24 protein-coding genes and 2 pseudogenes are annotated in these 26,795 nt (G+C 64.3%); 16 read left to right on the top strand and 10 right to left on the bottom strand.

Annotated features, from left to right (window positions below):
* The first annotated feature begins 1 nt into the window (after nt 1).
* Entirely contained in the window at nt 2-1,108 is a 1,107-nt protein-coding gene (locus tag BVU17_05735; protein AUG47050.1) for a DNA topoisomerase VI, read from the top strand.
* Between the two features lie 26 nt (nt 1,109-1,134).
* On the opposite strand, the pseudogene BVU17_05730 reads toward BVU17_05735, so the two are convergent.
* The 7 genes and pseudogenes from BVU17_05730 to BVU17_05700 form a co-directional block, all read right to left on the bottom strand.
* A pseudogene (locus BVU17_05730) lies at nt 1,135-2,417 on the bottom strand (serine/threonine protein kinase).
* A gap of 145 nt (nt 2,418-2,562) precedes the next feature.
* A complete protein-coding gene (locus BVU17_05725) occupies nt 2,563-3,042 on the bottom strand; it encodes a hypothetical protein (protein AUG47049.1) in 480 nt (159 codons plus the stop codon).
* A gap of 94 nt (nt 3,043-3,136) precedes the next feature.
* Nucleotides 3,137-3,883 carry a hydrolase gene (locus BVU17_05720; protein ID AUG47048.1) on the bottom strand — a complete coding sequence of 249 codons (747 nt, stop codon included), beginning with the start codon at nt 3,881-3,883 and terminating at the stop codon, nt 3,137-3,139.
* 59 nt (nt 3,884-3,942) lie between these two features.
* Entirely contained in the window at nt 3,943-5,601 is a 1,659-nt protein-coding gene (locus BVU17_05715) for a DNA ligase (protein AUG47047.1), read from the bottom strand.
* Between the two features lie 38 nt (nt 5,602-5,639).
* Nucleotides 5,640-8,087 (bottom strand): type II secretion system protein, encoded by a 2,448-nt coding sequence (locus tag BVU17_05710; GenBank protein AUG47046.1) that lies wholly within the window; start codon nt 8,085-8,087, stop codon nt 5,640-5,642.
* Nucleotide 8,088: 1 nt separating this feature from the next.
* Entirely contained in the window at nt 8,089-9,708 is a 1,620-nt protein-coding gene (locus tag BVU17_05705) for a type II secretion system protein (protein ID AUG47045.1), read from the bottom strand.
* A 132-nt stretch (nt 9,709-9,840) separates the two neighbouring features.
* Nucleotides 9,841-10,341 carry a TIGR04206 family protein gene (locus BVU17_05700; GenBank protein AUG47044.1) on the bottom strand — a complete coding sequence of 167 codons (501 nt, stop codon included), beginning with the start codon at nt 10,339-10,341 and terminating at the stop codon, nt 9,841-9,843.
* A gap of 102 nt (nt 10,342-10,443) precedes the next feature.
* Here BVU17_05700 and BVU17_05695 point away from each other — a divergent pair, with 102 nt between their 5' ends.
* Nucleotides 10,444-10,869: a hypothetical protein gene (locus tag BVU17_05695; GenBank protein ID AUG47043.1), complete on the top strand. Its 426-nt coding sequence runs from the start codon at nt 10,444-10,446 to the stop codon at nt 10,867-10,869.
* 4 nt (nt 10,870-10,873) lie between these two features.
* On the opposite strand, the gene BVU17_05690 is transcribed toward BVU17_05695, so the two are convergent.
* Nucleotides 10,874-11,656 (bottom strand): NAD-dependent protein deacetylase, encoded by a 783-nt coding sequence (locus tag BVU17_05690; GenBank protein AUG47042.1) that lies wholly within the window; start codon nt 11,654-11,656, stop codon nt 10,874-10,876.
* 210 nt (nt 11,657-11,866) lie between these two features.
* Here BVU17_05690 and BVU17_05685 point away from each other — a divergent pair, with 210 nt between their 5' ends.
* The 5 genes and pseudogenes from BVU17_05685 to BVU17_05665 all read left to right on the top strand — a co-directional run bounded on the left by BVU17_05685 (nt 11,867) and on the right by BVU17_05665 (nt 16,673).
* Complete coding sequence (locus tag BVU17_05685) at nt 11,867-13,015, top strand: succinate--CoA ligase subunit beta (GenBank protein AUG47041.1); 1,149 nt, start codon at nt 11,867-11,869, stop codon at nt 13,013-13,015.
* Complete coding sequence (locus BVU17_05680; GenBank protein ID AUG47040.1) at nt 13,012-13,884, top strand: succinate--CoA ligase subunit alpha; 873 nt, start codon at nt 13,012-13,014, stop codon at nt 13,882-13,884. Before BVU17_05685 ends, BVU17_05680 begins: the two co-directional genes overlap by 4 nt.
* A gap of 43 nt (nt 13,885-13,927) precedes the next feature.
* A pseudogene (locus tag BVU17_05675) lies at nt 13,928-14,916 on the top strand (hybrid sensor histidine kinase/response regulator).
* A gap of 246 nt (nt 14,917-15,162) precedes the next feature.
* Nucleotides 15,163-15,399: a transcriptional regulator gene (locus BVU17_05670; protein AUG47039.1), complete on the top strand. Its 237-nt coding sequence runs from the start codon at nt 15,163-15,165 to the stop codon at nt 15,397-15,399.
* Nucleotides 15,400-15,650: 251 nt separating this feature from the next.
* Nucleotides 15,651-16,673 (top strand): two-component sensor histidine kinase, encoded by a 1,023-nt coding sequence (locus BVU17_05665; GenBank protein ID AUG47038.1) that lies wholly within the window; start codon nt 15,651-15,653, stop codon nt 16,671-16,673.
* A gap of 19 nt (nt 16,674-16,692) precedes the next feature.
* Here the strand turns inward: BVU17_05665 and BVU17_05660 are convergent, their stop codons facing one another.
* Complete coding sequence (locus BVU17_05660; protein AUG47037.1) at nt 16,693-17,124, bottom strand: polyketide cyclase; 432 nt, start codon at nt 17,122-17,124, stop codon at nt 16,693-16,695.
* Between the two features lie 60 nt (nt 17,125-17,184).
* Between BVU17_05660 and BVU17_05655 the strand changes: the two genes are divergently transcribed.
* From BVU17_05655 to BVU17_05635, 5 genes are read left to right on the top strand one after another with little or no spacing between them, the layout of a single operon-like run.
* The gene (locus BVU17_05655) at nt 17,185-18,087 is read left to right on the top strand and encodes an ABC transporter ATP-binding protein (GenBank protein AUG47036.1); all 903 of its coding nucleotides are present in this window, start codon (nt 17,185-17,187) and stop codon (nt 18,085-18,087) included.
* Nucleotides 18,088-19,968, top strand: a complete 1,881-nt coding sequence (locus tag BVU17_05650; GenBank protein AUG47035.1) for a protease PrsW — start codon at nt 18,088-18,090, stop codon at nt 19,966-19,968.
* Nucleotides 19,961-21,049 (top strand): ABC transporter permease, encoded by a 1,089-nt coding sequence (locus tag BVU17_05645; protein AUG47034.1) that lies wholly within the window; start codon nt 19,961-19,963, stop codon nt 21,047-21,049. Before BVU17_05650 ends, BVU17_05645 begins: the two co-directional genes overlap by 8 nt.
* Before the next feature lie 43 nt (nt 21,050-21,092).
* Nucleotides 21,093-22,070 (top strand): aldo/keto reductase, encoded by a 978-nt coding sequence (locus BVU17_05640; GenBank protein AUG47033.1) that lies wholly within the window; start codon nt 21,093-21,095, stop codon nt 22,068-22,070.
* Between the two features lie 57 nt (nt 22,071-22,127).
* Nucleotides 22,128-22,421, top strand: coding sequence for a hypothetical protein (locus BVU17_05635; GenBank protein ID AUG47032.1), 294 nt, complete (start codon nt 22,128-22,130; stop codon nt 22,419-22,421).
* Nucleotides 22,422-22,428: 7 nt separating this feature from the next.
* Here the strand turns inward: BVU17_05635 and BVU17_05630 are convergent, their stop codons facing one another.
* Nucleotides 22,429-22,929, bottom strand: a complete 501-nt coding sequence (locus BVU17_05630; GenBank protein AUG47031.1) for an Appr-1-p processing protein — start codon at nt 22,927-22,929, stop codon at nt 22,429-22,431.
* Between the two features lie 119 nt (nt 22,930-23,048).
* Here BVU17_05630 and BVU17_05625 point away from each other — a divergent pair, with 119 nt between their 5' ends.
* The 4 genes from BVU17_05625 (at nt 23,049) to BVU17_05610 (ending at nt 26,746) form a co-directional block, all read left to right on the top strand.
* Nucleotides 23,049-23,753 carry a hypothetical protein gene (locus BVU17_05625; GenBank protein ID AUG47030.1) on the top strand — a complete coding sequence of 235 codons (705 nt, stop codon included), beginning with the start codon at nt 23,049-23,051 and terminating at the stop codon, nt 23,751-23,753.
* Between the two features lie 21 nt (nt 23,754-23,774).
* Nucleotides 23,775-24,455, top strand: coding sequence for a hypothetical protein (locus BVU17_05620; protein ID AUG47029.1), 681 nt, complete (start codon nt 23,775-23,777; stop codon nt 24,453-24,455).
* A 74-nt stretch (nt 24,456-24,529) separates the two neighbouring features.
* Nucleotides 24,530-25,915, top strand: a complete 1,386-nt coding sequence (locus tag BVU17_05615; protein ID AUG47028.1) for a hybrid sensor histidine kinase/response regulator — start codon at nt 24,530-24,532, stop codon at nt 25,913-25,915.
* Nucleotides 25,916-25,951: 36 nt separating this feature from the next.
* Nucleotides 25,952-26,746 carry an HAD family hydrolase gene (locus BVU17_05610; protein ID AUG47027.1) on the top strand — a complete coding sequence of 265 codons (795 nt, stop codon included), beginning with the start codon at nt 25,952-25,954 and terminating at the stop codon, nt 26,744-26,746.
* The last annotated feature ends 49 nt before the right edge of the window (nt 26,747-26,795 follow it).

Here is a 26,795-nt window from a genome sequence, read left to right as displayed (position 1 = left end):
TATGAGCACCGACTCAGACACCACACCCGACACCGAGGAAGCGCGCGAGCAACTCATCGACCTCGCGGCGGACTTCTACGACCAGTTCGCCGACGGCGAGGTGCCGACGATGACCATCCCCACCCGGACCAAATCGAACATCGTCTTCGACGAGGACGAACAGGTCTGGGTGTACGGCGACCGGAACTCCACCCGGTCGGCGAAGACGATTTCCGGGGCCGAGAAGATTCTGAAGGCCGTCTACACCATCGACTTCCTCTCCCAGCAACTGGAGGAAGACCGCTCGTCGACCCTGCGTGAACTGTACTACCTCTCCGAGTCCTGGGACCTCGACGAGGCCCAGTTCAACACGCAGGACGAGTCGAACAACCTCATCGAGGACCTCGAAATCGTCTCCGACGTCAAACGCGAGGACTTCCACATGCGCCCGGAAGAATCCGGCGCGAAGGTGATGGGGCCGCTGCTCCTCCGCGAGCAGACCAACCGCGGCGACCGCGAGATTCACTGTCAGGACGACGTGGGGCAGGGCGGCTACCAGATTCCGAACAACCCCGACACCATCGAGTTCCTCGACAACGACGCGGAGTTCGTCCTCTGCGTGGAGACCGGCGGGATGCGGGACCGACTCGTCGAGAACGGCTTCGACGACGAGTACGACGCCCTTGTCGTCCACCTCGGCGGCCAGCCCGCGCGGGCGACCCGGCGGCTCATCAAACGGCTCCACGACGAACTGGCCCTCCCGGTCACGGTGTTCACTGACGGTGACCCGTGGTCGTACCGCATCTTCGGGTCGGTCTCCTACGGCTCCATCAAATCTGCCCACCTCTCGGAGTACCTGGCGACCCCCGAAGCCCAGTTCATCGGCATCCGCCCGGAGGACATCGTCGAGTACGAACTGCCGACGGACCCGCTGTCGGACTCCGACGTCAACGCCCTAGAGAGCGAACTTGAGGACCCGCGTTTCCAGACTGACTTCTGGGAAGAACAGATCGAGCTCCAGCTCGACATCAACAAGAAGGCCGAGCAGCAGGCGCTCGCTTCTCGGGGGCTTGACTTCGTGACGGAGACGTACCTGCCCGAGCGGCTGGGCGAGATGGGCATACTGTAGGCACGGCATCGACGGAGCGTTCTCGGTTATTCCAGCACGTACACGGTATCGTCAGCGGCGACGTAGGCCCGATGTTCGTCGACAGACAGATCGGTCAGGTCGCGCTCGGCGTCGAACGTCCACCGTTTCGTTCCAGCCGTCGCCTCGACCGCGAACTTGAATCGGTTCCGCGGGTCGCCGTCCGTCCACGAGTTCACGTATAGGGTATCGGAGACGGCCGCCGCCGGCATCAGTCCCTCGACGTTCACGTCCGGCTCCCACGACCAGTCGAGTTCGCCGGTACTACTGTCGTGACCGCGAACCACGTCGCCACCCGCATAGAGCGTCCCGTCCTGAACCGGGGCCCGTTGGACGTACCCGGACTGGTCCGCTTGCCACTGTTGCTCGCCGGTCGTGGGATCGAGCGCGGCGACGTGTGTGCCACCGACGTAGAGCGTCCCGTCGTGGAGGGTCGTCGATGTCACGAACCCGTCGTCGTGGGTCCAGCGGGTCGCACCGGTGTCGGCGGCGACGCCGATGAGCGTACCGTGAGTCTCGTCCACGTCGCCGGCATAACAAAGCGTGTCGTCGGTGGCGACCATCGTCTGGGAGTAGTAGTCCGAAACGTCACTGGTCCACCGTTGCTCACCGGTCTCAGCGTCGTACGCGTAGAACCGCCCGTACGACGCCACGTATATCGCCCCGTTGCGCACCGCTCCCTCGTACTGGTCGCCGGTTTCCCCGGACCATTGCACCGACCCGTCAGAGACGGCGAGCGCGTAGAGCGTTCGCCCCTGCTTCGACGGGGCGTCGGTGTTCGTCCCGACGTACACCGTGTCCTCGGTTACGTCGAGTAACTCTAGCCACCACTCTCCGGGCGAGAACGTCCACTGTTTCGCGCCGGTTTCGGGGTCGAGTGCGACGACGCTGTGGTCCTCGTACAGTCCTTCTTTCCCGCGTACGACGAAGACGGTGTCCCCGACGCGTCTCGGCTGTGACTGACGGGGTCGCTCGCGTCGTATGACCACTGCTGGCTCCCGTCAGCAGTTGCGAGTGCTGCGACCGTTCCCGACGCCGTCCCGACGTACAGGCGCTCACCCGTACTCACTGGAGGCGCTGTGATCTCTGCGTCGAGTGATTGCTGCCAGGCGACGAACGGTTCCGTTTCCCCGCTCCGCTTGTGGGCGGGCGTCCCAGCCCCTGATTCCGGTGTCGTCTCAGTTCCAATCGGTGAAGTCTCTATGTACCCGTTCGAACCGAGACAGCCAGCGGACGCCAGTCCGAGGGTCGCGACACAGCCACGAAGGTATCGCCGACGGGAGGAGGGCATTAGGAGTCCATCTACTGTCTCTCGGTAAGTGTTTTCTGTCGAGTGGAAAATGGGAACAGTCGTGGTGAGACCGGTGCGCAATTAGTGTACTACCCGGAACGACTGACCGACAAAGCGAATCCGCGTTTGCTCGGTCGAGAATCCATCAGTCGCGATCGACTGACCGGTCTTGTGGCGGTAGTTTCAGCAGAGAGCGGACATGTCGCCGGAACCAGTTCCGTATGTTCGCACCGACCGGGGTGAACACCAGCGTCGCGGCGAGACAGATAGACACGAGTTGGACAGCAATCGTAACCCACGGTGTAAAGGTCGGAACGAAGACCGTAACGACCCCGACAGCCAAGACCAGATAGATACTCAGTTCCGCGACAAAATAGCCGAAACTGGCCCTGAGTGAGGGCTGAAAGCCGGCGGTCCAGAACGACACGACGACTATCGTTCCGAACAGCAGGCCGGCTCCCATCGTCGACAGCGGCAGTTCGGCCTGAATCGCATCGGCCACGGCAGAACCGAGGGACCACAGCGACGGCCCGACAAGGAGCCAGACAAGCAGTAGGTGACCGAACGAGGGCGTTCGTTCGGCTGGGGAACGTGTTTCCCTTGTTCGGTCACTGGCGCGTTCCATGTCGGTGGTGTTCTGCTGAACGCCCCAATATTGTTTTGACTGACAGATGGACCGGGAAACCACCGTCTCGGGTCGCCGCAGACGGGTTCGCCAGTCAGTTCTCGTCCAGCACGACCGGAACGCCGCGCTTTGCCACGTCCTCGGCGAACGCGCCCGAGTCGGCTTCCAGCGACGTGAACGTGTTGTAGTGCATCGGGAGCACGAGGTCCGGGTCCATCGCCTCGGCGAGGTCGGCGGCCTCGTGGCGGTTCATCGTGTAGTTCTGGGCGATGGAGGGGACGAACAGCGACACGTCCAGTTCGGCGTGGCCGTCCAGCACGTCGGTGTCGCCGGGCCAGAACACGCGCGTGTCGTCCAGCGAGACGAGGAACCCACAGCCGATACCCTTCGGGTGAATCGGGTTGCCGTCGTCTTTCACATTCCGGCCGTCCTCGTGGTTGTACGCCGGCATGGTCCAGATAGGCACGTCGTCGACTAACACGTCAGCTTCCATCGACACTTTGCGGACCTCGTAGTCGAGGTCAGCGAGGCGGTCGAGGTCGCGGTCAGTCGCGTGGACGTTGATACCCTCGAAGGCGACGACGGTGGCGTCCTCGCCCGCGACGCGGCGGATGCCGTCGGGGTCGTAGTGGTGGATGTGGGTCACACAGACGATGTCGCCGTCATTCGGGGCGTAGTCCCGCGTCGGCGGATGGCCGACGCCGGGCGTGTCCGGTTCCCACTCGCCGGTGAGCACGCCGTAGCGGCCGGGGTCGAAGTAGACGACCGTGTCATCGCCTTCCAGCCGCAGCGTCGCGTAGCCGAGCCACTCGGCGGTGATGCCGTCGTGTCTGACTGTCATGTACGGGCGTTCTCGGAGCGGCCCATTACGCGTGTCGGTCCGTCCCAGTCTCGACGGTCTTACTGGGACTCGGCCAGCCGCTCGACCCGTTCGAGCGAGTCGGCGTCGGCGGGCGTCTTGTCCTCGCGGACCGAGAGGAACCGGGGGAACCGGAGCGCGTAGCCCGAGTCGTAGGACTGGGAGACCTGTATCTCCTCGTAGCCGACCTCGAAGACGACCGCCGGGGTAAGCGCCACGTCGCGGCCGTCCTCGGCGCGGACGTGTGGTTCGAACCGCTCGGTCAGGTCGTCCAGCTCCTCGTCGGTGATACCGGTCGCGACGTTGCCGACGGTGGCGTAGCCGTCGTCGGTCCGGACCGAGAGTTCGAACGACCCGAGGACGTTCGCCCGGCGGCCCTCGCCCCACTCCGCGCCGGTGACGACGCAATCCAGGGTCTCCACGTCGGGCTTGCGCTTGCGCCAGTGCTTGCCCCGCTTGCCGGGCGAGTACGCCGCCGTCGGGTCCTTCAGCATGATGCCCTCCTGGCCGGCGGCGAGGGCCGCCGCTTCCAGGTCCTCGATTTCCTCGGGGTCGCCGGACAGCCACATCTCCGAGACGGCGTCGCTCCCGTCGGGGAACAGCGATTCGAGACGGTCGTGGCGCGTCTCCAGCGGCGCGTCCAGCAGGTCCTCGCCGTCGGCGTGCAGGCAGTCGAAGGCGTGCAGGCGGACCGCCACGTCCTCGCGGGCCGCGGCCACGTCGTGTTTCCGGCGGAAGCGCCGCAGCACTTCCTGGAACGGGAGCGGGTCGCCGTCGGCGTCGACCGCGACCACCTCGCCGTCGAGGATTGCCGGGGCGTCGAGCGCCGCCTCGACGGCTTCGACCACCTCCGGCAGCGGGTCGGTGACCTCCTCCATGTTCCGCGAGAACAGCCGGGCGGTTTCGCCGTCGAAGTGGACCTGCACGCGAGCGCCGTCGTACTTCCACTCGACGGCGGCGCGGTCCCAGTCTTCGAGCGCGCCGGCGACTGTCCCGGCCTGGGCCAGCATCGCCTGGACCGGGCGGCCGATTTCCAGCGTGATGGTCGCCAGTCCGGCCTCGCCCTCGTCGCGGGCCATCTCGGCGACCGTGCCGTAGTCGTTCGACACCTGGACGGCCCGTTCGACGGCGTCGACCGGCACGTCGAAGGCGGCCGCGACGGCGTCCCGGACGGTCCCCTCGCCGACGCCGATGCGCATCTCCGAGAGGACGAGCCGGGCGAGGTAGCTCGCTTCCGTCGGCGAGCACCGCGAGAACAGGCCAAAGAGGATGTCGACTTTCGTCCCCTGGCTCCCGCTGCCATCGACGGCGGCCAGGTCCCGTAGCTCGGCGTCGAGTTCCGCGACGGTCAGCGCGGCGGTCCCGCCGGCACCGAACGCGGCGAGGCCCTGCTGGCCGCCGAGGTCGTAGCTGGCCGCGACGGCCCCGATTTCGCCCATGTCGGCGAGGCGCTCCTCCACGTCGTCAGCGCTGATATTCTGGCCCGCTGCTCGGGCAATCGCCTCGTAGCAAAGCCGCGGCCCGATGTCGAGCGTGCGCGACTCGTAGGCCGGGAACACCCGGCCCTGGACGAAGCGAGCGAGCGTCGAGAGGTCCGATCCCGCATCGGTGAACAGGTCAGTGACCGCCTCCGTAATCGCGGTATCGGCACTCTCGGCTTCGATTGCGTCGGCCCGGTCGGCGAAGGCGGCAAACTCCATCAGCGCCTCCTACCCGATTGGGCACCGTAAATCCAGCGTCACTCGACCGTGTACTCGACGGTGACGTTCTCGCCGGCCGTCGACGACGCATACGGTCGGTCCGGCGACCCCGAAGTGTCGCTGACGGGATAGTCGAGTTGCTGGTTCCCGTTGGTGTCCTGATGGGCGACGAGCACGAGCGACTGGCCGGTCGACGGCGGCCTGTCCAGCGTTATCTGGACATCGCTGTGGGACCCCGACGAGAGATACTCAGAGGTCCCGAGCACTCTACCGTCCGCTTCGAACTCCCGGACAACAATGAACCCGCCCTCTGACAGCGATGCCGATTCGACCGTTATTTGATCACCGGAAACAGCAGGGCTGGTGACCGTCATCGACGCAACCGGCGAGGAGAGGAGAATGAAGGCGACGTAGGCGACGCCCAGCAAAATCGCGGCGTGTTTCGCGCCGTCCTTGAGCGTCCCTTCACCCAGTTGGCCGCCGATGAAGCCGGTGAGAACTGCTTGAATGAGAGCAGTGTGGAAGAACACGAGCGTGTACGCGGCCTTGTCGACGCGCCCGAAGCGAGCGAACTGGTCGACGCCGACGCCGAGGCGGTTCGACTCGCCGGCCGGCGTCGGCACGCTGGAGGGCAGACTCGGGACGAGCACTTCCTGTACAGCGACGATGATGACCAGAAACACCAGGAAGGCGACGTAGATGACGACGAGGTAAGTGAGCATCTGCTGGCGTCGCCGCCGTTTCAGCCGGAGGTCGGCCCGTGACTGGGTCGCCGCGATGCGAAACACCGGGCCGAGCTGGCCCGAGGCGTGCATCGCGTGAGTCAGCAGGGTCACGATGCGCGTTATCGCCGTCGTCTGGACGCGGCGGCCGAACCGGACCAAGGCGTCAGTGACGTTCGCGCCCATCCGGATGTCGGCCCAGATGCGGTGCATCTCCTGTGTGAGGACGCCGATGTCACTGCCCCGGACCCGTCGGAGGCTCTCCACGACGGTCATCCCCGCCTCGTTCAGGCTCGCCAGCCGTTCGAGCAGGTCGGGTGTCGCGTTCTCGATACGTGAGAGCCGCTGGGTGTAGACGAACCGCACCAGCGCAAATGGCCCCAGAACCAGCAGGAGCGACTGGATAACGAGATCGTCGAGAATGCGGACGTTGACAGACGAGGTCTGAAACGCCGCGGGGGCGCGGAGGAGCAGTAGCACCACAGCGACTGGGACGGCGAGGTAGAGGACGTACACCGGGTTCCAGACGAGCGACTGGATCGGGGAGCTGAGCAGGTCCCGAAGCGATTTGACGCGGTCGTAGAACCGCAGTCGGAGCCAGTTCGCTTCGTCGGCCGGGACGACGCCGCCGTCGGGCAGGCCGAGACGGCCGGAGGCGAAACTGGGCTTGCCGAGCGACGCCGTTTCGTAGCGCTCTAGAACGTCCGTCGTGCCGGCGCTCCCGATGCCGAGCGACTGGAGCTTGATATCCAAGTACACCATGAACCCGACGTTGGCGAGCGGGATGACGAGATACGCCATCATCTGTAACAGCCAGAGGGTGTCCGTCGTCGTCAGGCCGAACACGAGCAGAATCGTCATCAGGAAGAGCACGGCGGCGACGAACACGGTGACGTACGCCTCGGCGACCGTGGCCAGCCGTTCGAGCAGATCCTCCTGGCGTTCGGCGGCCTCCTCCTGATGGCGCTCGTACTGCTCGCGGAGGAACGGGGCCAGCGACTGGCCGCTCTGGAGGACGCTGGAGAGGTTCTCGGTGAACGTCTTGAACTGTTCGCTGGGGGTCCGCCGGGAGACATGTTCGAGCGCCGTGATCATGTCCCGGCCGAACAGGTCCATCTCCCTGACGGCGACACCGACTTCCCTCGCCGTGTCGCCGTAGATTTCCTGATTTCGGGCCAGTACACGCATAACATCTGGGAAGGACATCCCACCACGGGACAGCGCGTACATGAAGGCGATAGTGCGGGCCATCCCCTCGTCGATGTTCCGGCTCCGCACATCCGCCTGATTCTTGAGCCGCTCCCAGCGGTAGAGGTACGCGAGTCCGGCCGTTACTGCGCCGGAAAGCACGCCGCCGCCGATGAGGATGTACAGCGTCTGTGTCGGCGTCAGCACGAGTTCGAACGTTCGCAGGCCGAAGGCGTTCACCATCGTCGAGGGGAGTCCCTGCGCAAGCTCCACCAGCGCCGGGAGAATCAACAGCAGGCCGCCGATAGCGTACGCGCCGGTTATCGCTCCCGAAACAGCACCAGCACAGGCGTACACCAGCGTTCTGGCGGCGTAGCCGCGGTAGGTCTCGTCGACGTATGCGGCTTCGAGCTGGCGTTCCCGCTCGGGCGACTGTCCCACATACCGACCGAAAAGCCGTCGGGACAGCCGCGTGACGTTGCGGTCGAAGCGCTCGTTGACCGTGCTGTAGCCGATAAGCCCGAGAATCCCAACGACGACGGCGAGCGGTGCCAGACCGAGCGGATTCAGCGCCATGTCAGGCTATCTCGTCGTCGATGTTCGCCATGACCTGCTCTTTGTCCGCGTAGTACTTGTTGACCATCGCCGTGAACTTCCGGTAGTCGGTGATGCCTTCGGACTGGAGATAGCGAAGGAACCGCTGGCGGTTGCGGAGTTCGGTGAGCAGTTCCGACTGTGTCCAGCCGCGCTCTTCGCGGATCTCGTCCAGTAGCTCGCTGTTGTTCTCGGAGAATCGGTCCTCAGTGGCCCGCCAGTTGTACGTCGTCGAGTAGTCCAGTTCGCCGGTCCGCTGGTCTATCCCCTCGATTTCGGCGAGGGTCTTCGCGCGGCGGACGCGCTCGTCGCCCGAGCGGGCCAGCACCTGCACACAGAGGATGTCGAGGCTCTGGACCATCGGCCGCGGGACGTTGATGGGCTCGTTCTCCAGCCGGTTGATGACGGTCTGGACGGAGTCGGCGTGCATCGTCGAGAACGTCGTGTGGCCGGTGTTCATCGCCTGGAACAGCGTAATCGCCTCCTCGCCGCGGACCTCGCCGACGATGATGTACTCGGGGCGGTGCCGGAGCGCGGACCGCAGCAGGTCGTACATCGTGATGTCCGAGTCGTCCAGCCGCTCGCGGGTGACCGAGGAGAGCCAGTTATCGTGGTACAGGGATAGCTCGCGGGTGTCTTCGATCGAGAGCACCTTCGACCGGGGCGGCAGGAACATCGCGAGCGCGTTCATCGACGTGGTCTTACCGGCCGCCGTCCCGCCCGCGAAGATGAGCGACTTGTTGGACTCGATGGCCAGCCAGAGGTAGGCGAGCATCTCCACGGAGAACGTGCCGTACTCCAGCAGTTCGATGGGCGTGAACGGCTCGTCGGCGTATTTCCGGATCGTGAACGCGGAGCCGCGCGGGGTCACTTCTTCGCCAAGGGCCAGTTCGATGCGCGAGCCGTCGGGGAGCGTCGTGGAGACGACAGGGTCCGAAACAGAGACGTGTCGGCCCGAGCGCTGGGCCAGTTGGATGACGAAGTCGTTCAGTTCGTCGGCGTCGTAGGTGATGTTCGTCTCGATATCCGTGTAGCCGTCGTGGTAGACGAAGATGGGGAGGTTCGCCCCGTCACAGGAGATGTCCTCGATATCCGGGTCGTGCATCAGGGGGTCGATGTGGCCGTAGCCCTGGAAGGAGCGATGCAGGTAATAAAACAGCCGGTAGAACGTCTCCGGCTCGATGACGACGCCGTACTCCTCCAGCCTGGCTTCGAGTTCCTCGGCGAGGACACGCTCCGGGTCAGTGTCGACGTCGTCGCGGTAGATGAGTGGAATGCGGATGTCTTCAAACAGGCGGTCGAGCAGTTCTCGCTCAATATCGGTCAGCGACGGCTCGACGACGTGATACAGGTGCTCGTCACGGTCCGGGTCGTGGTTGATAGAGGCGAAGGCGAAGGGGGCGTTCAGCCAGTAGCGTTCCACCTCGTTGTAGCCGTCGAGGCCGTCGAACTCGACCAGTGTCCCGTGGCGGCTGGGGTCGTAGTTCGCCGTCGGAACCGCCGCCCCGCTCAACACCGTCGCGGTCCGTGAGAGCCACGACTGGATGTGGCCGAGCGGGTCCGAAACGATGTCACCGGGTTTGGGAGATTCTGGATTCGACATCGGTAGTGTAGTGGGGAGCACACGGTGCTCCGCGGAATATACCTCTGCTATCGTATCCACCTACTTAAATTCGCTCGCCAAATTATCAGGAGTATAATCGCCAGCGGTCGGACGAACGAGACCGGCTGGCAGTCACGCTCGGTCGACGGTCAGAAGGAAGAAGGCGAACACGAGGGCGACGAGCGTTCCGACGGGGACGGTGATGCCGGGAAACGACGTGATGAACAGCCCGCTGGCCGCGAGCGTCAGAACGCCCACAAGGCCGAGCAGTCCGCCGAACAGTCGGACTGGGTCCACAGGGAGCGCCGCCTCGACACGCTCCTCAGCGGCGTAGTAGTAGAGGCTGAGGCCGAGCGGCAGCAGGAAAACAGCGAGGGCTGTGACCCCGAGTGTCCCGGCGAGCGCCAGCGGCTCCGACTCCTGAAACGTGGCGACCTGCCAGGCCCAGAGAAACGGCCGCTCTCCGGGGAGCGTCGCACCGAAGATGAACTGGAACCGGAACGGGAGAAACCGAAGCCCGACGACAGTCACCCCCTCAATCTCGAACAGCGACACCGACCACGGGGCCAGTCCCACGAGCCACGTCGCAAGCACCGCGAACTCGCCGGCGTACTCTGACTTCACCCAGGCCATGCTACTGTCAGAGGGTGGGCCGGTCCGGTAAAAGCTACCGATACCGACAGTCGGTGCGCCGTTACGTTCATTTGGCCGGGACACGTACCAGTAAACACCGGAATGAGGCGTGATTACTTCACTGTCGACATCCAGGCTTCGGCCACCGACAACGACGACCCGACGATCGCGATTGTATACGATGGGCCGACAGGAGAGCTTCGCGAGCGCCTCACCAAAGTAGACGGTGGCACACTCGATGGCGAGGACATTGACGTGACCTTCCGCCGCCAGCCTGAAAGCGACGGTGTGCTTTCGCTAACGAACCGACTCACCGGTGAGTACGTCTTCGAGGCGACAGCACCGACAGCGGATGTCGACGCGCTCGTCTCCACAGCGGACGCCCAAGAAGACCCACAGTTTAGGGTCCGTCTCACCGACGGCGAGGGCGAGTCACGGGCCTACGAGTTGCGGACGCTGCTCGTCTACGACCACGACGGGAGCCTCCTGCGCGGACAGAGCCTCATCCCCGGCGGCGTCGAGCTGTAGCCCGCTACAGCCGCTCGACAATCGCCGGGAGCACCTGCGTGACATCCGCACGGAGCACGTGCGCCGCAGCCGCGTCACGCGGCGTCTTATCGTAATTTATCACGACCAGTGTACTCCCCGCCTCAGCCGCTATCTTCGGCAGGAGCGACGCCGGCTGGACCGACAGCGATGACCCAGCCGCCAGAAACACGTCACTGTCCCGTGCGAGACGCTGGGCCTCGTTCATCGCCACGTCGGGCATCGGTTCGCCGAACAGCACCACGTCGGGCCGGTAGACACCACCGCAGTCACATCGCGGGGGCAAGTCGCCACCTTCAGCGACTTCCGCAAACACTGCTTCAGCGTCCCGCCGGTGGCCACAGTCGTCACAGACCACGCGCCGATGGGTGCCGTGGAGTTCGACGACCCGGTCCGTCCCGGCGGCGTCGTGCAGCCCGTCGACGTTCTGTGTGAGCACGGCGTCGAGGTGGCCCGCGGATTCGAGCGCCGTCAGTGCCTCGTGAGCAGCGTTGGGTTCGGGGCCTACGTCGCCGTAGATGGCCTCCCGGAGCGAGATTCGATCCGCCCAGAAGCCCGCCGGGTCGGCGTCGAGCCGGCGGCGGTGGAAGTCTGCCGGGTCGTGGCGCTCCCAGAGACCGTCGTCGCCGCGAAAGGAGGGAATCCCCGACGCCGTCGAGACGCCTGCGCCGGTGAGCGCGACGCCGGTTTCAGCGGTCCGAAGCGCCTCGGCTACGGCATCGAGCGTCTCACTGTCAACGTCGCCGGTTCCGTGCCTATTGTCGGCCATGCGCTCACTTCGGAGTGCGACGCTGTGGGTCTATCGGCTCGAACCCGACGACCGTGGACGTGCCCGCACGTCCTGAGTTGCCGTCCCGTACCACGCACAGCGTCCTTCGGGCTCGTTTACGGTTTCCACATGAACTGGGACGCTCTCCGCTTGGTCGCAAGAAGAGAAACGGACGGATTTAAATCGCCACCGCTCGCCTTTCTGCATGACATGCGCTTGCACGAATACCAGGCGAAGCAAGTCTTCGCCGACGCGGGCATCCCGACGCCCGCCTCGCAGCTGGCCGAGACAGTAGATGAGGCCGTCGACGCGGCCGAGGAAATCGGATATCCGGTCGCCATCAAGGCACAGGTCCACGTGGGCGGCCGCGGCAAGGCCGGCGGCATCAAGCTCGTCGAGTCCAGGGAGGAGGCCCGCGAGGCCGCCGAGGACATCATCGGGATGGACCTCAAGGGCTACCACGTCTCGAAGGTGCTCGTCGAGGAGGCCGTCGACTTCGTCAACGAACTGTACGTCGGCGTGACGATGGACCGTGGCGAGGGTCGCCCCGTCGCCATGGTCTCGACGAAGGGCGGCGTCAACATCGAGGAGGTCGCCGAGGAGGACCCTGACGCCATCGCTCGTGAACACATCGACCCGGCCTTCGGAATGCACCCGTTCCAGGCCCGGAAGGTCGTCTACGAGGCCGGCGTCGACCGCGAGGTCGCAAACGACGTTGCGAGCGTCCTCACGACGCTGTACCAGCTCTGGGACGACCGTGACGGCGCTGACACGGAAATCAACCCGCTGATGATTACCGGCGACGACGAGGTTATCGCGGCCGACGCCGTCATGAACATCGACGGTGACGCCCTGTTCCGCCAGCCCGAGATCGCGGAGATGGGCGAGGAAGCGGCGGAGGGCGACGAACTCGAACAGAAGGCCGACGAGTACGGCTTCGATTACGTCCGACTCGACGGCAACGTCGGCATCATCGGTAACGGTGCGGGCCTCGTGATGACGACGCTGGACCTCGTCGATTACTACGGCGGCGAACCGGCCAACTTCCTCGACGTGGGCGGTGGCGCGAAGGCCGACCGCATCGCGAACGCCCTCGACATGGTGTTCTCCGACGACAACGTCGACTCGGTCGTGTTCAACATCTTTGGGGGCATCACCCGCGGCGACGAGGTCGCCAACGGTATCAATCAGGCCCTGGAGCAGTTCGACGAGATTCCGAAGCCGGTCACCGTCCGACTCGCAGGCACCAACGCCGAAGAGGGAATGGAGATTCTGAACGAAGACCTCGTCACGGTCGAACATACGCTGGAGGACGCCGTCCAGCGTGCAGTCGAGTACGCGAAGGAGGTGGAAGCATGAGTGTGCTAGTCGACGAAGACACGCGCGTCGTTGTACAGGGAATCACCGGCGGTGAAGGGAAGTTCCACACCGAACAGATGCTGGAGTACGGCACCAACGTCGTCGCCGGGGCCGTCCCCGGCCGCGGCGGGCAGGAGGTCGCCGGCGTGCCGGTCTACGACACGGTCCAGCAGGCCGCCCGCGAGGAGGACGCCAACGCCGCCGTCGTGTTCGTGCCGCCGGCCTTCGCTGGCGACGCCTGTTTCGAGGCCCTGGACGCCCGGGGCATCGACCTCGTCGTCGCCATCACCGAGGGCATCCCGACCCAGGACATGGCGCGGGTCTACCGCAAACTCCAGGAGACCGACACGCACCTCGTCGGGCCGAACTGCCCCGGCGTCATCACGCCCGGCGTCGCCAAGCTCGGCATCCTGCCCGGCAACATCTTCTCGTCCGGGAACGTCGGTCTCGTCTCCCGCTCGGGGACGCTGACCTACCAGGTCGTCGACAACCTCACCAACCGCGGCATCGGCCAGTCGACGGCCATCGGCATCGGCGGCGACCCCATCATCGGGACGGACTTCATCGGGGCCCTAGAGCAGTTCGAGGCCGACCCCGACACCCACGCCGTCGTCATGTGCGGCGAAATCGGCGGCGAGGACGAGGAGGAGGCCGCCCGCTACATCGGCGAGCACATGGACACGCCGGTCGCCGGCTTCATCGCCGGCCGCACCGCGCCGCCCGGAAAGCGGATGGGCCACGCGGGCGCTATCGTCTCCGGCTCCGGCACCGGGACCGCCGAGTCGAAAATCAACGCGCTGGAGAACAACGGCGTCCCGGTCGGTGACACGCCAGAGGAAGTCGCCGATCACGTCGAGGACCTGCTGTAGGGCACCGTCGGTTTCTTATCACCCGTTTTCGTAATATCACGGGATGACGCCTGCTCGTGGGACCGTCTATCTCGTCGCCGGGCGCGAAGTGACTGATCTAGCTGAGGCACTTTCCGAAGCGCTGACCACGGACGGGGCAACAGCCGAGGCGGTCCCAGACACGAGCGACGTACAGAACCGGCTGACGGGAATATCAGGGGTGTCGTCATCAGTGACGACGGCGACTGTGACGGGGTTGCGGTATTCGAGGGGCTACGGGCAGCGGGTACCGATATTCCGATAGTACTCGTCGGAACCGACCCCGAACCGGACCGGGTCACCGAGGCGCTCCGGGCCGGCGTCAGTGATTACGTGACCGCAGCAACGCCGGCATCCCTGCTGGCCGCGAAGCTCGAAGCGTACGCGACCCGGTGGCCGACTGACTGGTGGGTCGGTGCCAGCCAGTGGAACGGTATTTCCAGCGGCGTCTCCCACGACGCGAAGAACCCGCTGAACGTCGTCATGGGCCGGTTAGAGCTACTTGATATCGGTGAGCCGCATGAAGACGCATTGCTTCGGTCCGTCACCCGGGTCGAGTCGCTCCTTACCGACCTGTCTCGTATCGGAAGCATCGGACGCCCCGTTTCGGAACCCGACTCGCTCTCGCTTTCTGACGTCGCTACCGAAGTCTGGGCCGCAGCGAGCTACGAGGACGCGACGCTCGAAGTGACGACAGACGCGGCTATCGACGCCGAAAACGACCGACTTCAGTTGCTCCTTCGCGAGCTATTTGACAACGCCGTCGCTCACACCGAGGGACCGGTGACTGTCAGCGTCGGTGACACCGAGTCGGGATTCTACGTGGCCGATGATGGCCCGGGGATTCCCGAATCAGACCGCGACAAAGTGTTCGAACAGGGCTTCGGGACGACGCGGGAAGGGGAAGGATACGGACTGTTCCTCGTCGACACCGCGGCGCGGGCACACGGATGGACGGTGTCGGTCGGGGACAGCGAATCCGGCGGCACGCGGATTGACGTGACAACAGTCTAGCGGCGTCGTGACAGACGATAACCGTGGACCGCTTGGAACGGTAGCTTGCGTGTCTGCTCTCGAACTGGCTGTTGCCGAGATGTGTACGTTGGTAGTCAGCGTTGGGAACCATTACTGTCCAAGATATGAGGTGTATGAGATATCGAAAATCGACGGACGGCGGACGACCCGAACCCTCCGTCAACGGAAAGAAGCGGGCGTGAACGTTCCGGTATCGCTATAAGGGATGAATCTGTATCTTCGAATATGCCTCATATTTGTCGGAACTGCAAGCGGACCTTCGGCACAGAACTCGAACTCGAACTCCACCGCGACACGTGTTCGGACGGGCAGCTCTACTGTGACGAATGTGGTGACCGGTTTACCGAGCGAGCGGCGACGGAGGACGGCTGGCACTATCGATGTCCGAATGACGACTGTGACGGCACCGGGATCGACGACGACATCCACAAGGTATCTGACGCACGCGTAACCAAACAGTAGCATCGGGAAGGACAGGCCAGGTTAGCAATCCGGTGGACGGCAGCGCGGAGAACTCGACACACACCTGTTCCGTTGGCCAGTAGCAGTAAATGCCCACCTAACAAACTGATACAGAAGTGACAGACCCAGATCGCCTGCCAGCCCTTATTCAGGGGGTTGGATGGACTCTTCTGCTCGGGACTATCGGCAATTACTTTTATTTTTCTGATTCTGGAATTCCGGCTGTCCTCACGGCCGATTTCGTCGTCAGTATGCTGGCAGTCGTGCCGTTTGCCGCGGTGATTATCGTCGGTGGGTTCTGGCTAGGAAACTCAGCATTGACTTCGTCACGGTACCAGCGGGTCGGAATCTGGTTCACCGGCGGGCTCAGTGGCTTCCTATTACTGAACCTGGTTATGATGTGGACCTGGCCCGCCGGGTCGCTCCGGTGGACTATCGGATGGGCGCTGTTTGCGATTGGTGTCGGCGGCTCCGGTGGTCTGGTCGCGGGCATCTTTGAAGCGCGAGCGATTTCGCGAGCCGTCGAGGCCGAACGACAGCGGTTCCAGCGGCGGGCCGTCGAGCAGCGCAACGAACGCCTCGACGAGTTCGCGGCCGTTGTTGCACACGACCTCCGAAACCCGCTCAGCGTCGCGTCCGGTCAGCTCGAACTCGAACGAATGGACCGCGACTCGGAACACCTGGAAACGGCTGCGACAGCGCTGGACCGGATGGAAACGCTCATCGACCGGACGCTGACGCTGGCCCGAAGCGGACACGTCATCAGCGAGACTGAGCCCGTTGACCTCGAAGAACTGGTCGAGAGCTGCTGGGAGGCAGTGCCGACGGCGGATGCGACACTAGCAAACGAAGTAACAGCCGTCATCGACGCCGACCCGGATCGGCTCCGTCACCTGTTCGAGAACCTGTTTCGGAACGCCGTGGAACATGGCTCCACGGGCAGTGTGAACTCCGACGACGCCCTCGAACGTGGCAGTGCTGACCTGACGATTCGTGTCGGCGAGCTGTCTGGGGGGTTTTATGTCGCCGACGACGGTTCCGGAATTCCGCCGGAAAAGCGTGATGCGGTGCTTGACGACGGCTATACTGCCACCGACGGTGAAGGCGGGCTGGGGCTGGCAATCGTCCAGCGCATCGTCGAAGCCCACGGCTGGGAAATCGACGTGACCGAAAGCGACGAGGGTGGGACGCGCTTCGAGATTACGGACATCACGAGGACGGGCGACCCCGAGGAAGACACTCACACGCGCTCGAAGACGCCAGTGCAGCCCTGACGGGTCGGCCCGGCGCTACCTACGCCTCGCGTTGCTTTCCCAGAGCGGCGATCCGTTGGCACGCTCGGGCACACACCGGGGCGTAGCCAGTCGCCAACGGCGGAATCTCGAACCCAACGACGGAGCCGGTGGTCCGTTCCTCGGCGAAGTGTCCGGTCGCGGGGAGCCGTGCGACGGTCCACGTCCAGCGATACGGCGCACAAGCCGTCACCTCGAACGGGAGCCACACCGCGTCGGCGACGCGAACGCGACCGGTCGTCCCCGCGGTGATGTACCGGTCCGCTGTCTCAACGGCTGTGACAGACGGCCCCCAGTCTGCCCAGCAGTCGGTGTCGGTCAGAACATCCCACACAGTGTCGACCGACGCATCGACATCGTGTCGGACGAGCAGGCGTCGGCCGTCCGGTGTTCGTTCGAGTGAGACGCTACTCGCGCCGAGTTCGAGTGCCATTATCAGAAGCAATAGGCCGGAGCCAAGGTATAGGTTAGTTCACTCACAACCAATCGCCAGATGATTGACGCCCGAGATATTCGAAAGGAGTACGGCGGTTTCGTCGCTGTACAGGGCAGTTCGTTTTCGGTCGACCGCGGCGAGGTGTTCGGTATCATCGGGCCGAACGGGGCCGGCAAGACGACGACGCTGAAGATGCTCGCGGGCCTGCTGGAGCCGACGAGCGGCTCGGCCGAGATAGCGGGCCTCGACACCGAGACCGCGGAGATGCGCCAACAACTGGGCTTTCTGCCCGAGGAGTCGCCGCTGTACGAGGAGATGACGCCGGTCTCTTATCTGAAGTTCTTCGCCGATCTGTACGACGTAAATCCGGACGTGGCCGAGGAACGGATGCACGACACACTGGACGAACTCGAACTCGAACACCGCGACCGGAAGCTCGGCGACATGTCCAAGGGGATGAAACGGAAGGTTGCCATCGCCCGGTCGCTCATCAACGACCCTGACGTGCTCATCTACGACGAGCCGGCATCGGGGCTAGACCCGCTGACGACGAACTACGTCATCGAGTTCACTGAGCAGTTGGCGAAAGAGGGCAAAACCATCGTCTTCTCTGCACACAATCTCTTTCACGTCGAGTCTATCTGCGACCGGGTCGTCATCATGAACGAAGGCGAAATCGTCGCTCGCGGCGACCTCGACGAACTTCAGGCCGAGTACGGTCACACGCGGTATCACGTCTATACGACCGTCGACGTGCCCGACGCGGTGCAGGAAAACGGATCGTACAAGCGGGTGGTCGAGAGCATGGACGCCGTCGAAGCGACACGCGAACAGGCAGAAGAAAACGGCGGAGACGTAGTCGACATACGAACGGAGGAGTCCAGCCTTGAGGAGGTGTTCCTCAACGTCGCCGAGGCCGGGACCCGCGGCACGCGATACGTCGGGGAGGACGCGGAGTAGATGCAACCCGACAAGCTCCTGCGCGTCGCGAAGTGGGAGGTGACAAAAAACGCCGGCGGTGTCGACAAGCGGACCATCGTCGTGATGGCGCTGTCCCTCGTTGCGATGGGCGCGGTCGCCGCGATAGCCGTCAGCGGTGGTACCGGCGCGGGCATGGACGACGGCATCTACCGGATCGGCGTCGACGAGAGCAGCCCGTACTACGACGTGGCAGCTAATGACTCGACCTTCGGCGTCCGTGAGCCGGATCCTGCAGCCATCGAGCGACGCCAGCAGGAACTCCTGTATCGGGGGACACAGCTCCAGAGCGTTCCACAGACAGCCAAAGAGCGGGCGGCACTGGCCGAACTACGCGACAGTACGGCGCAGTACAACGACCGAACACTCGCCCGGGATGACAACCAGACCGCCGCGTTTCCCGTTTCTGTGACGCTCATCTACGAGCAGCAGTCGGGGAGTAGTCAGTTTGACCCCCGAAGCGGCGGCAACGGTGGCGAGTCGGGCTCCGAGTCTTCGGACAGCGATAAGACGAGCACCGGCGACAGTGGTGACAGTTCAGGTACGAGCGGCACTGGCGGCGCAACGGCAAGTGGCGTCGGTAACGGCGGAACCGCCGGTGGCAGCGGCGCGAACCTCGGCGCTATCGGCGCGCGGTTGACCGGCGATGTCCAGGGCGGCACCCCCTCTGATATCTCGCCACCGTTCCCTTTCGAGTCGCTCGTGCTCGCCTTCCTCTACATCGTGCCGATGAACTTCGTCATCCAGGCCTACGGCTCGTCGATGCTCTCGGAACGGTTGAACCGCCGCGGTGAACTCCTGCTGGTGACGCCAGCCTCGCGGGGCGACATCATCGGTGGGAAGACGCTCCCGTACCTTGCGGGCGCTGTCGGCGTGGCGGCGCTCATCACCGCGGCGCTCCGGTTCGGGAACATCGCGCCGGCGGGGAGTTACGTCGCGGTGCTGGCGGTGGTCCCGCTCGTCGTCCTCTTCCTCTCGGCGACGTTCTGCGGGGCGATGTTCGCCCGCTCGTTCAAGGAACTCACCTTCGTGACGGTGACAATCACGGTGACGCTGACCTCCTACGCGTTCGTGCCGGCCATCTTCACCGACGTGACGCCGATTGCGCTCATTTCGCCGCTGACGCTCGTCGTGATGGACCTCACCGGCCAGCCGATCGGGCTCTCGTCGTTCGTCTTCTCGACGGCACCGCCGCTGCTGACCGGACTGGTGCTGTTCGGTCTGGGGGCCGGTCTCTATCGAGAAGAGGACATGTTCACCCAGCGGCCGATTCCGCTGAAGGTGCTCGACGCGCTGGCCGGCGGTATCACTGGTCGCCGGAGCGCGCTGAAGATGAGCATCGTTCTGTTGCCGCTGGTCATCGTCGCCGAGCTGGCAGCCATCGCGTTCCTGTTTGTCCTCGATTCGGTGTCGCTGAACGTCTTCGGGACGAACCAGTCGCTGGGCATCGTGCTCGTGCTCGGCGTCATCGTCGTTATCGAGGAGGTGGCCAAGAGCCTGCACGTCTACGCCGGCTACGAGCACGCCCGCTACGAGCGGACGCTCCGGTCGGCGCTCGGCGTCGGTGCGCTCTCCGGACTCGGCTTTTTCATCGGGGAGAAAGGGCTGCTTATCGCACGGCTGTCAGACTTAGAGAGCCTCCCCATCGGCGAAGCCGCCCTGCAGGGCGCGACCCTGCCGGCCGGCCTGCCGCTGTGGGTCGCGGGCCTGTTGTTCCTGCTCCCGCTGGCACTGCACACAGTGACGGCAGCCATCTCGTCGGTTGGCGCGAGCCGCGGGCGGCGCGCCTACGTGACTGCCCTGACTGTGGCCATCGTCGTCCACTTCGCCTACAACTTCGCGGTGGTGAGTACCCTTGTCTGAAGACCGTCCGGTCTGGCGCGACCCGCGAATCGTCATCGCGCGGCGTGACATTCGGTCGCTGTCCCGCGAGAAGACCATCGTGCTGGCGTTGCTCATTCAGCTGTTCGTCGCGGGGTTCTCCTCGTTCCTCGTCGTCGGCCTCACGTCGCTGTACGACCCCAGCTCGGTCGCAGCCGGCGAGGTGGAGATGGCCGTCACCGGCGACGCCCGGGAGGAACTGGTGGCCGCGGCCGCCGAACAGGACGGAACCAGCGTTACCGCCTTCGAGAACGAGAGCGCGGCACAGCGGGCGTTCGACCAGCGCCAGGTTGACGCGATACTGCGCGGCGACTACGTGCCGTCAGCGCGCGGGCCAGGAGAGCAGATAGCGGTCACTGCTATCGTGCCGGAGGGGAGCATTCGGTCGACGCTCATCGTCGTCGAAGTGCGCCGGGTCCTCAGCGCGCTGGAGCGTCAGGAGCGACTGGAGCGGACGCCGTATCTCGACTCGCCCCCCGTACCACTGCCTGAGACCGTCAGTGCGAGCCAGTACTTCGGGTTCACCTACACCATCCTGATTCCACTGCTCCTGTTCCTGCCGCCGTTCATCAGCGGCTCGGTGGCCGTCGACACCGTCACCGAGGAACTCGAACGCGGGACGATGGAACTACTCCGCGTGGCCCCGGTGTCGCTGCTCGACATCATCGACGGGAAAGCCCTCGGAATGGTGTTGCTTGCCCCTGCACAGGCGCTCCTGTGGCTCGCCCTGCTGTCGACGAACGGTATCGCCGTCTCGAACCCGGCCGCGATTCTGCTGTTTATCACCGCCGTCACCGTCGTCGTCGTGACGCTCGGCGTCGTGCTGGGCGTCACGCTCCAGAACCGTCGCCCGGCGCAGTTGCTGTTCTCCGTGCTCACCCTCGTCCTCTTCGGTGGGGCCGTCGTCCTCCCGGAACACCCGGCGACGACGGTGGCGAAGCTTGCAGTGGATAGCCCGACCCTACTGACCTACGGCCACGTCGGTGGGGCGGTCCTGCTGGCGGTCGCTGGCTACGTCGTAGCCAGACTATACATCGGGCGGGTCGCGGCGGAATCACTGTAACCAGCGGCGAACCTTTTTCGCCAGCGCGGACGCGAACCTGAGCATGGAGTACACGACACTCGGGTCGACTGGCATGGAAGTCAGCCGGCTCTGTCTGGGCTGTATGAGCTTCGGAACCTCGGAGTGGCGCGACTGGGTGCTCGACGAAGCGGAAAGCCGCGAGGTCATCGAGCGGGCCATCGACCTCGGCATCAACTTCTTCGATACGGCCAATATGTATTCGATGGGCGAGTCCGAGCGTGTTCTCGGAACCGTCCTCGACGACTACGACCGCGACGGACAGGTCGTGGCGACGAAAGGATACTTCCAGATGGACGAGGACAACCCAAACTCCGGGGGGCTCTCGCGGAAGGCCATCGAGCAAGAACTGGCGAACTCGCTGTCCCGGCTCGGGATGGACACTGTCGACCTCTACCAGACCCACCGCTGGGATTACGACACACCTATCGAACAGACGCTCCGGGCGCTGGACGACGCGGTCCGACGGGGACAGGCACGGCACGTCGGCGCGTCGTCGATGTGGACCCACCAGTTCGCGGATGCGCTCCGGACGAGCGAGCGCGAAGGACTGGAGCGGTTCGAGACGATGCAGAACCACTACAATCTGCTGTACCGCGAGGAGGAGCGCGAGATGCTCCCGCTGTGTGAGAAGGAGGCCGTCGGCGTTATCCCGTGGAGTCCGCTCGCCCGGGGTTATCTTACCCGCCCGCACGAGCAGGTCGAGGAGACGGTCCGGGGCGAGACAGACGACTACGCTCGTGAACACCCCTACTTCGAGGGCAACGGCCGCGAAATCAACGAGCGCGTGCAGGAACTGGCCGACGAGTACGACGCCTCGATGGCACAGATCGCGCTGGCCTGGGTGCTCGACAAGGAGTGGGTCGACGCACCCATTATCGGGACGAGTAGCCTCGAACACCTCGAAGAAGCGGTTTCGGCGCTGGAGATCGACCTCACGGCGAGCGACGTAGAGTGGCTGGAAGAGCCATACGAGCCAGTTCGGGTGTCGGGCCACGAGTAAGCCGCCGAAACGGTTATTGCGCTGTATGGTGAAGCTTGACACTGAGGAAAGGTAACAATGACCAATGCTCGGGGGCCGAGCAACGAGGCGTTCGAGGAGCCGACGGGCGGTGACGCCTGCGTGTGTCCGGTACGGAACGCAATTGAGCACTACGTGACCGGGATACTGGGACTTGCCGCGACGCTCATCGTCGGTGTGCAAGCGTATCCGTGGCTCCAGTCCGTCACCGGGACCACGACGTATCTCGGCTCGACGTGGCTGGTGTTTAGTTTCGCTGCGATATGGCTCGTCTGCTGGATCGCACTGGAACTCGCCTGGGAGTGGCGTGCCGGCCGGATACACCTGCTGTAGCGGGCAGTCAGCTGCGAACGTCGGCCGCGACCCGTTGCATTGCCGCGAAGTCGTCGTCGGAGTAAGCGATGAGTCGCACGTCTGTCAGAGAGTCGGGCTGGTACTCGTCGATAACAGTACAGATAACCCTGATACCCGCCTCAAACTCGAACCCGGCGATGCCACAGCCGATGGCCGGGAGGACGACTGATTCGCAGTCCAGCGCGTCAGCTTCTGCCAGTGCGTTTCGGGTTGCGTTGCGGATGCTTGCGGCGGTTGACTGACCGCCCGGCGGCATCGCGGCGGCGTGGATGACGTACTCGGCGTCGAGGTCGTAGGCGTCGGTCGTGGCGACACCGCCGAGGTCGACCGGGCCTTTCGCGACGGCTTCATCGTTCAGGCCCGACCCGGCAGCGCGCTTGAGCGCCCCGGCGACGCCGGAGCCCATCCGGAGGCTCGTGTTCGCCGCGTTGACCAGTGCGTCCGCCGACTGTGTAGCGATGTCGCCCTGGATCACCTCGAACTCCATACGCGACGCTGGGAGCGGCACTGACAAAGTTTTAGCGCCAGCGCGAGCGAGCGGTTTTATTGGTGCCTGTCACCGAACCCCACAGCAGGCAAAAACCCCTCTGGTCCCTACAAACAGGTATGGACCTGTTGACGATGACGTGGCGAGACGTGGGGTTCATACACTGGCCGATCGAGCCCGACAGTATCCAGACGACACTGCCGGATCAGCTCGATGTCGACACGTACGACGGGCAGGCGTGGCTCAGCGTGGTCCCGTTCCAGATGGCGGACATCAGACCGCGAGGCAGTCCGATTGGGCGGTCCTTCGGCGAGCTAAATCTCCGGACCTACGTAGTCGCCGACGGGACGCCGGGGGTGTACTTCTACAACCTCGACGCTGACGACCGCCTCAGCGTCACGCTGGCACGGCAGCTGTTCCAGCTGTCCTACTACCAGGCGTCGATGCAGGTCCGGACTGACGGCGACAGCGTCGAGTTCCGGAGTCGCCGGACCAGTTCGCGCGCGCCACCGGCGGATTTCCACGCCACATACGAGCCGACCGAACCGCCGTCGCCGCCCGAACCGGGCTCGGTGGAGTCGTTCCTAGTAGAGCGGTACCGCTTTTATGCCGCGAGTGACGACGGGACGGTGTATTACGCCGACATCGACCACGAGCCGTGGCCACTGCAGAGAGGACACGCAGATATTCGGACGAACGGCCTGTTCGCCGCGTCGGGCTTTGAGAACCCCGATGGCGACCCGCTCGTCCACTACTGCGCCGAGATTCCAGTGACTGCGGGTCGGCTTCACCGGCTCGACGGGGGTGCCCAGTACACTGATTAGCGTGTCGGCCCCAGTGAGTATGTGGTCGCCCTCCGTCCGCTGCAGGTCACGCTTGATGACGTCTGCTTCTGTCACTGGCCGGTCTCCGAGGCCGCGGTACGATCGGCGGTCCCCGACTGGCTCACCGTCGAGACGGCCGACGGTGACGCCTGGGTGTCGGCCGTTGTAGCGACCGTCGACCGCGTCGAGACGTTTGGTATCGAGGTTGCTGGGCCGTCTGAGTTGCTCACGGTTCGAACCTACGTCCGCGGGCCGACCGGCCAGCGCGGGGTCTGTGTGCTCGGGCTGTTCGGTGACGACAGGCGGACAGCGACGGCGGTTTCGGAACTATTTCGCATTACGGTTGGTGATGCCGTCCCACGGACGCTCTCAACGGCTGACCGTCGCCGGGTCCTTGACGCCGGGGAGCGACGACTGTTCGAGTGTCGGTACACCTCCGGCGGTGAGCCAGTGGCGCTTCCACCGGACTCGCTGGCCGCCTTCCTCGTCGACCGGCAGCGATATTTCACGACCGGGCGCTTCGGGACGCACCTCGTCGGCAGCGTCGGTCACGACCCGTGGCGACTCGACCGCGTTGACGCTACTGTGACCGGATCTGTGCTCTCGATAGTTGATATATCGGCTCCTAACTCGGACCCGCTGGTCCACCACAGCCCTGCGCTTCGGGTTTCGGTGGCCCCACCGGTACCGCCAGAGCCGTGACCAGCGGGCAACCTGGCTCCCTTGAAATATAAGTACGGACAGACCGTTGGGGGAACAAGGACCCTGCCGCCCATATGACAGCTGAAACTAATATACGAACGCTTGTTGTTGACGATAGCGATTTTTTCGCGGAGATGACCGCTGATACGCTCACGCAACAACACGGCATCGAGTCCGTTGCTGCAAACAGCGCCATGGAAGCGCTGGAACGACTTGACGGGGGCGGGTTTGACTGCGTCGTCAGTGACTACGAAATGCCCGAAATGGACGGGCTGGAACTGCTCGAGGCAATCAGAGAAACGAACCCGTCTATCCCGTTCATTTTGCTGACCGGCCGCGGGGACGAAGAGACGGCGAGCGCGGCTATCGCGGCGGGCGTCGCCGACTACCTGCTGAAACTGGAAGTCGTCGAAGACAAGCAGTACGGTCGGCTAGCGAACCGAATCGAGAACGTTGTTTCCCAAGAGCGGACCCGCAAGAAGTTCGAATCGCTTGTGTCGGACTCGCCGGACGGTATCGTCCACCTGACGACTGACGGGACCATCCTCTCAGCGAACCCCTCGATGGCACGCAGACTGGGTGGCGACCCCGCCACGCTCGTCGGACAACAACTAAGTGACGTGATGGACAGTGAGGCGGCCAATCAGCGTCTGGAAGCCGGGAAAAGCGCAGTCAAAAACGGGACTGCGACACGCTCCGAGGACGCCGTTGGGGGACGACACTACCACAACCAGTACATCCCCGTCGACAGCCACCGCAAGGCGGATACCTTCCAGCTGGTGTCACGCGATATCACGGAACGCGTCGAACGCCAGCGCGAACTGGAACGCCAGAACGAGCGACTCGAAGAGTTCGCCAGCGTCGTCAGCCACGACCTGCGGAACCCGCTGAACGTCGCTCAGGGCGCGGTCGATCTGCTTGAGGAGCCCGCCGATAGCGAGGAAGCCGAACTGGTCGCCAAGATCGACCGGTCACTGGACCGGATGGGCTGTATTATCGAGGACGTGCTCACGCTGGCGCGGCAAGGCCAGACGGTCAGTGACCCACAGGAGACAGAGCTGTCGACGCTGGCGTCGACCGCGTGGACATGGATCGAGGCTGAGCAGGCCTCCATGTCGGTCGAGTCGAGCACGGAGCTCAACGCCGATAGCGGGCGTGTCCAGGACATGCTGGCGAATCTGTTCCGGAACGCCATCGAACACAACGACGGCGACGTGGAAATCGAAGTCGGACTACTGGGGTCCGACGACGGCTTCTACATCGCAGACAACGGCGAAGGTGTCGAGGGCGACGCTGAGGACGTGTTCGAGATGGGCTACTCCTCGACGGAGGACGGAACCGGATTCGGCCTGGCTATCGTCGAACAAGTCGCTGAAGCCCACGGCTGGGAAGTATCTCTGACCGAGAGTGACAGCGGCGGGGCGCGTTTTGAAGTGGCAGGCGTCGAACTGCACAACTGAGACGGACTTTTCACTGCTGGGACCCGAGCAGTGGTAATGACAGTTGCGGGGGTTATCATCGACCTCGATGGAACGGTGTACCACGGAAACACGCTGTTGCCGGGCGCGGCGTCGGCAATCGATACGTTCAGGCAGCGTGGTCTGGGAATCTGCTTCTTCTCGAACAACCCCATCCACGACGGGAGCGAGTATGTCGAGCGGTTGCAGGGATTGGGTGTCGACGCCCGCGAGGGCGAGGCCTGTTCCTCCGGCGTCGTCACCCGCGAGTACCTCAACGGATCTCATGCGGGTGACGACGTGTTCGTCATCGGGAGTGAGCCGCTCCGCAGCATGGTCACGGGGACAGAGGCACGGCTGTCCGAAGACCCAGCCGAGACAGACGTGTTACTGGCCTCTTGGACGGACGGCTTCCACTACCACGACATGGTCGACGCGCTCCGGGCCGTCGACGACGACACCGTCTTCCTCGGAACCGACCCGGACCGAACGTTCCCTGGCGAAGACGGCGACCCGGTTCCGGGCTCCGGAGCGATAATCAACGCCGTCGCTGGCGTCATCGAACGGGACCCGGACCGGATACTCGGGAAGCCTTCGGAGATTGCCGTCCAGGCGGCCCTGGAACGGTTGGACTGTGGGCCAGCGGACTGTCTGGTCGTTGGCGACCGGCTGGAGACGGACATCGCAATGGGCGAACGGAACGGAATGACGACCGTTCTTGTCCGGACCGGCGTGTCCAACGAGCGGTCGCTGGAACGGAGTGCTGTGACACCTGACTATGTCATCGACTCGCTGGCGGAGATTGAGGACGTGCTGGTGGCGCTCGACGCATGACACCGTTCTGGTAATTCACCTGCGGCTTTATTTTGACTGCGGCAGTAGC

Origin of the sequence: Haloarcula taiwanensis (assembly GCA_002844335.1) — an archaeon.
Taxonomy (GTDB): domain Archaea; phylum Halobacteriota; class Halobacteria; order Halobacteriales; family Haloarculaceae; genus Haloarcula; species Haloarcula taiwanensis.
This window is presented reverse-complemented; position numbering and strand designations above follow the sequence as displayed.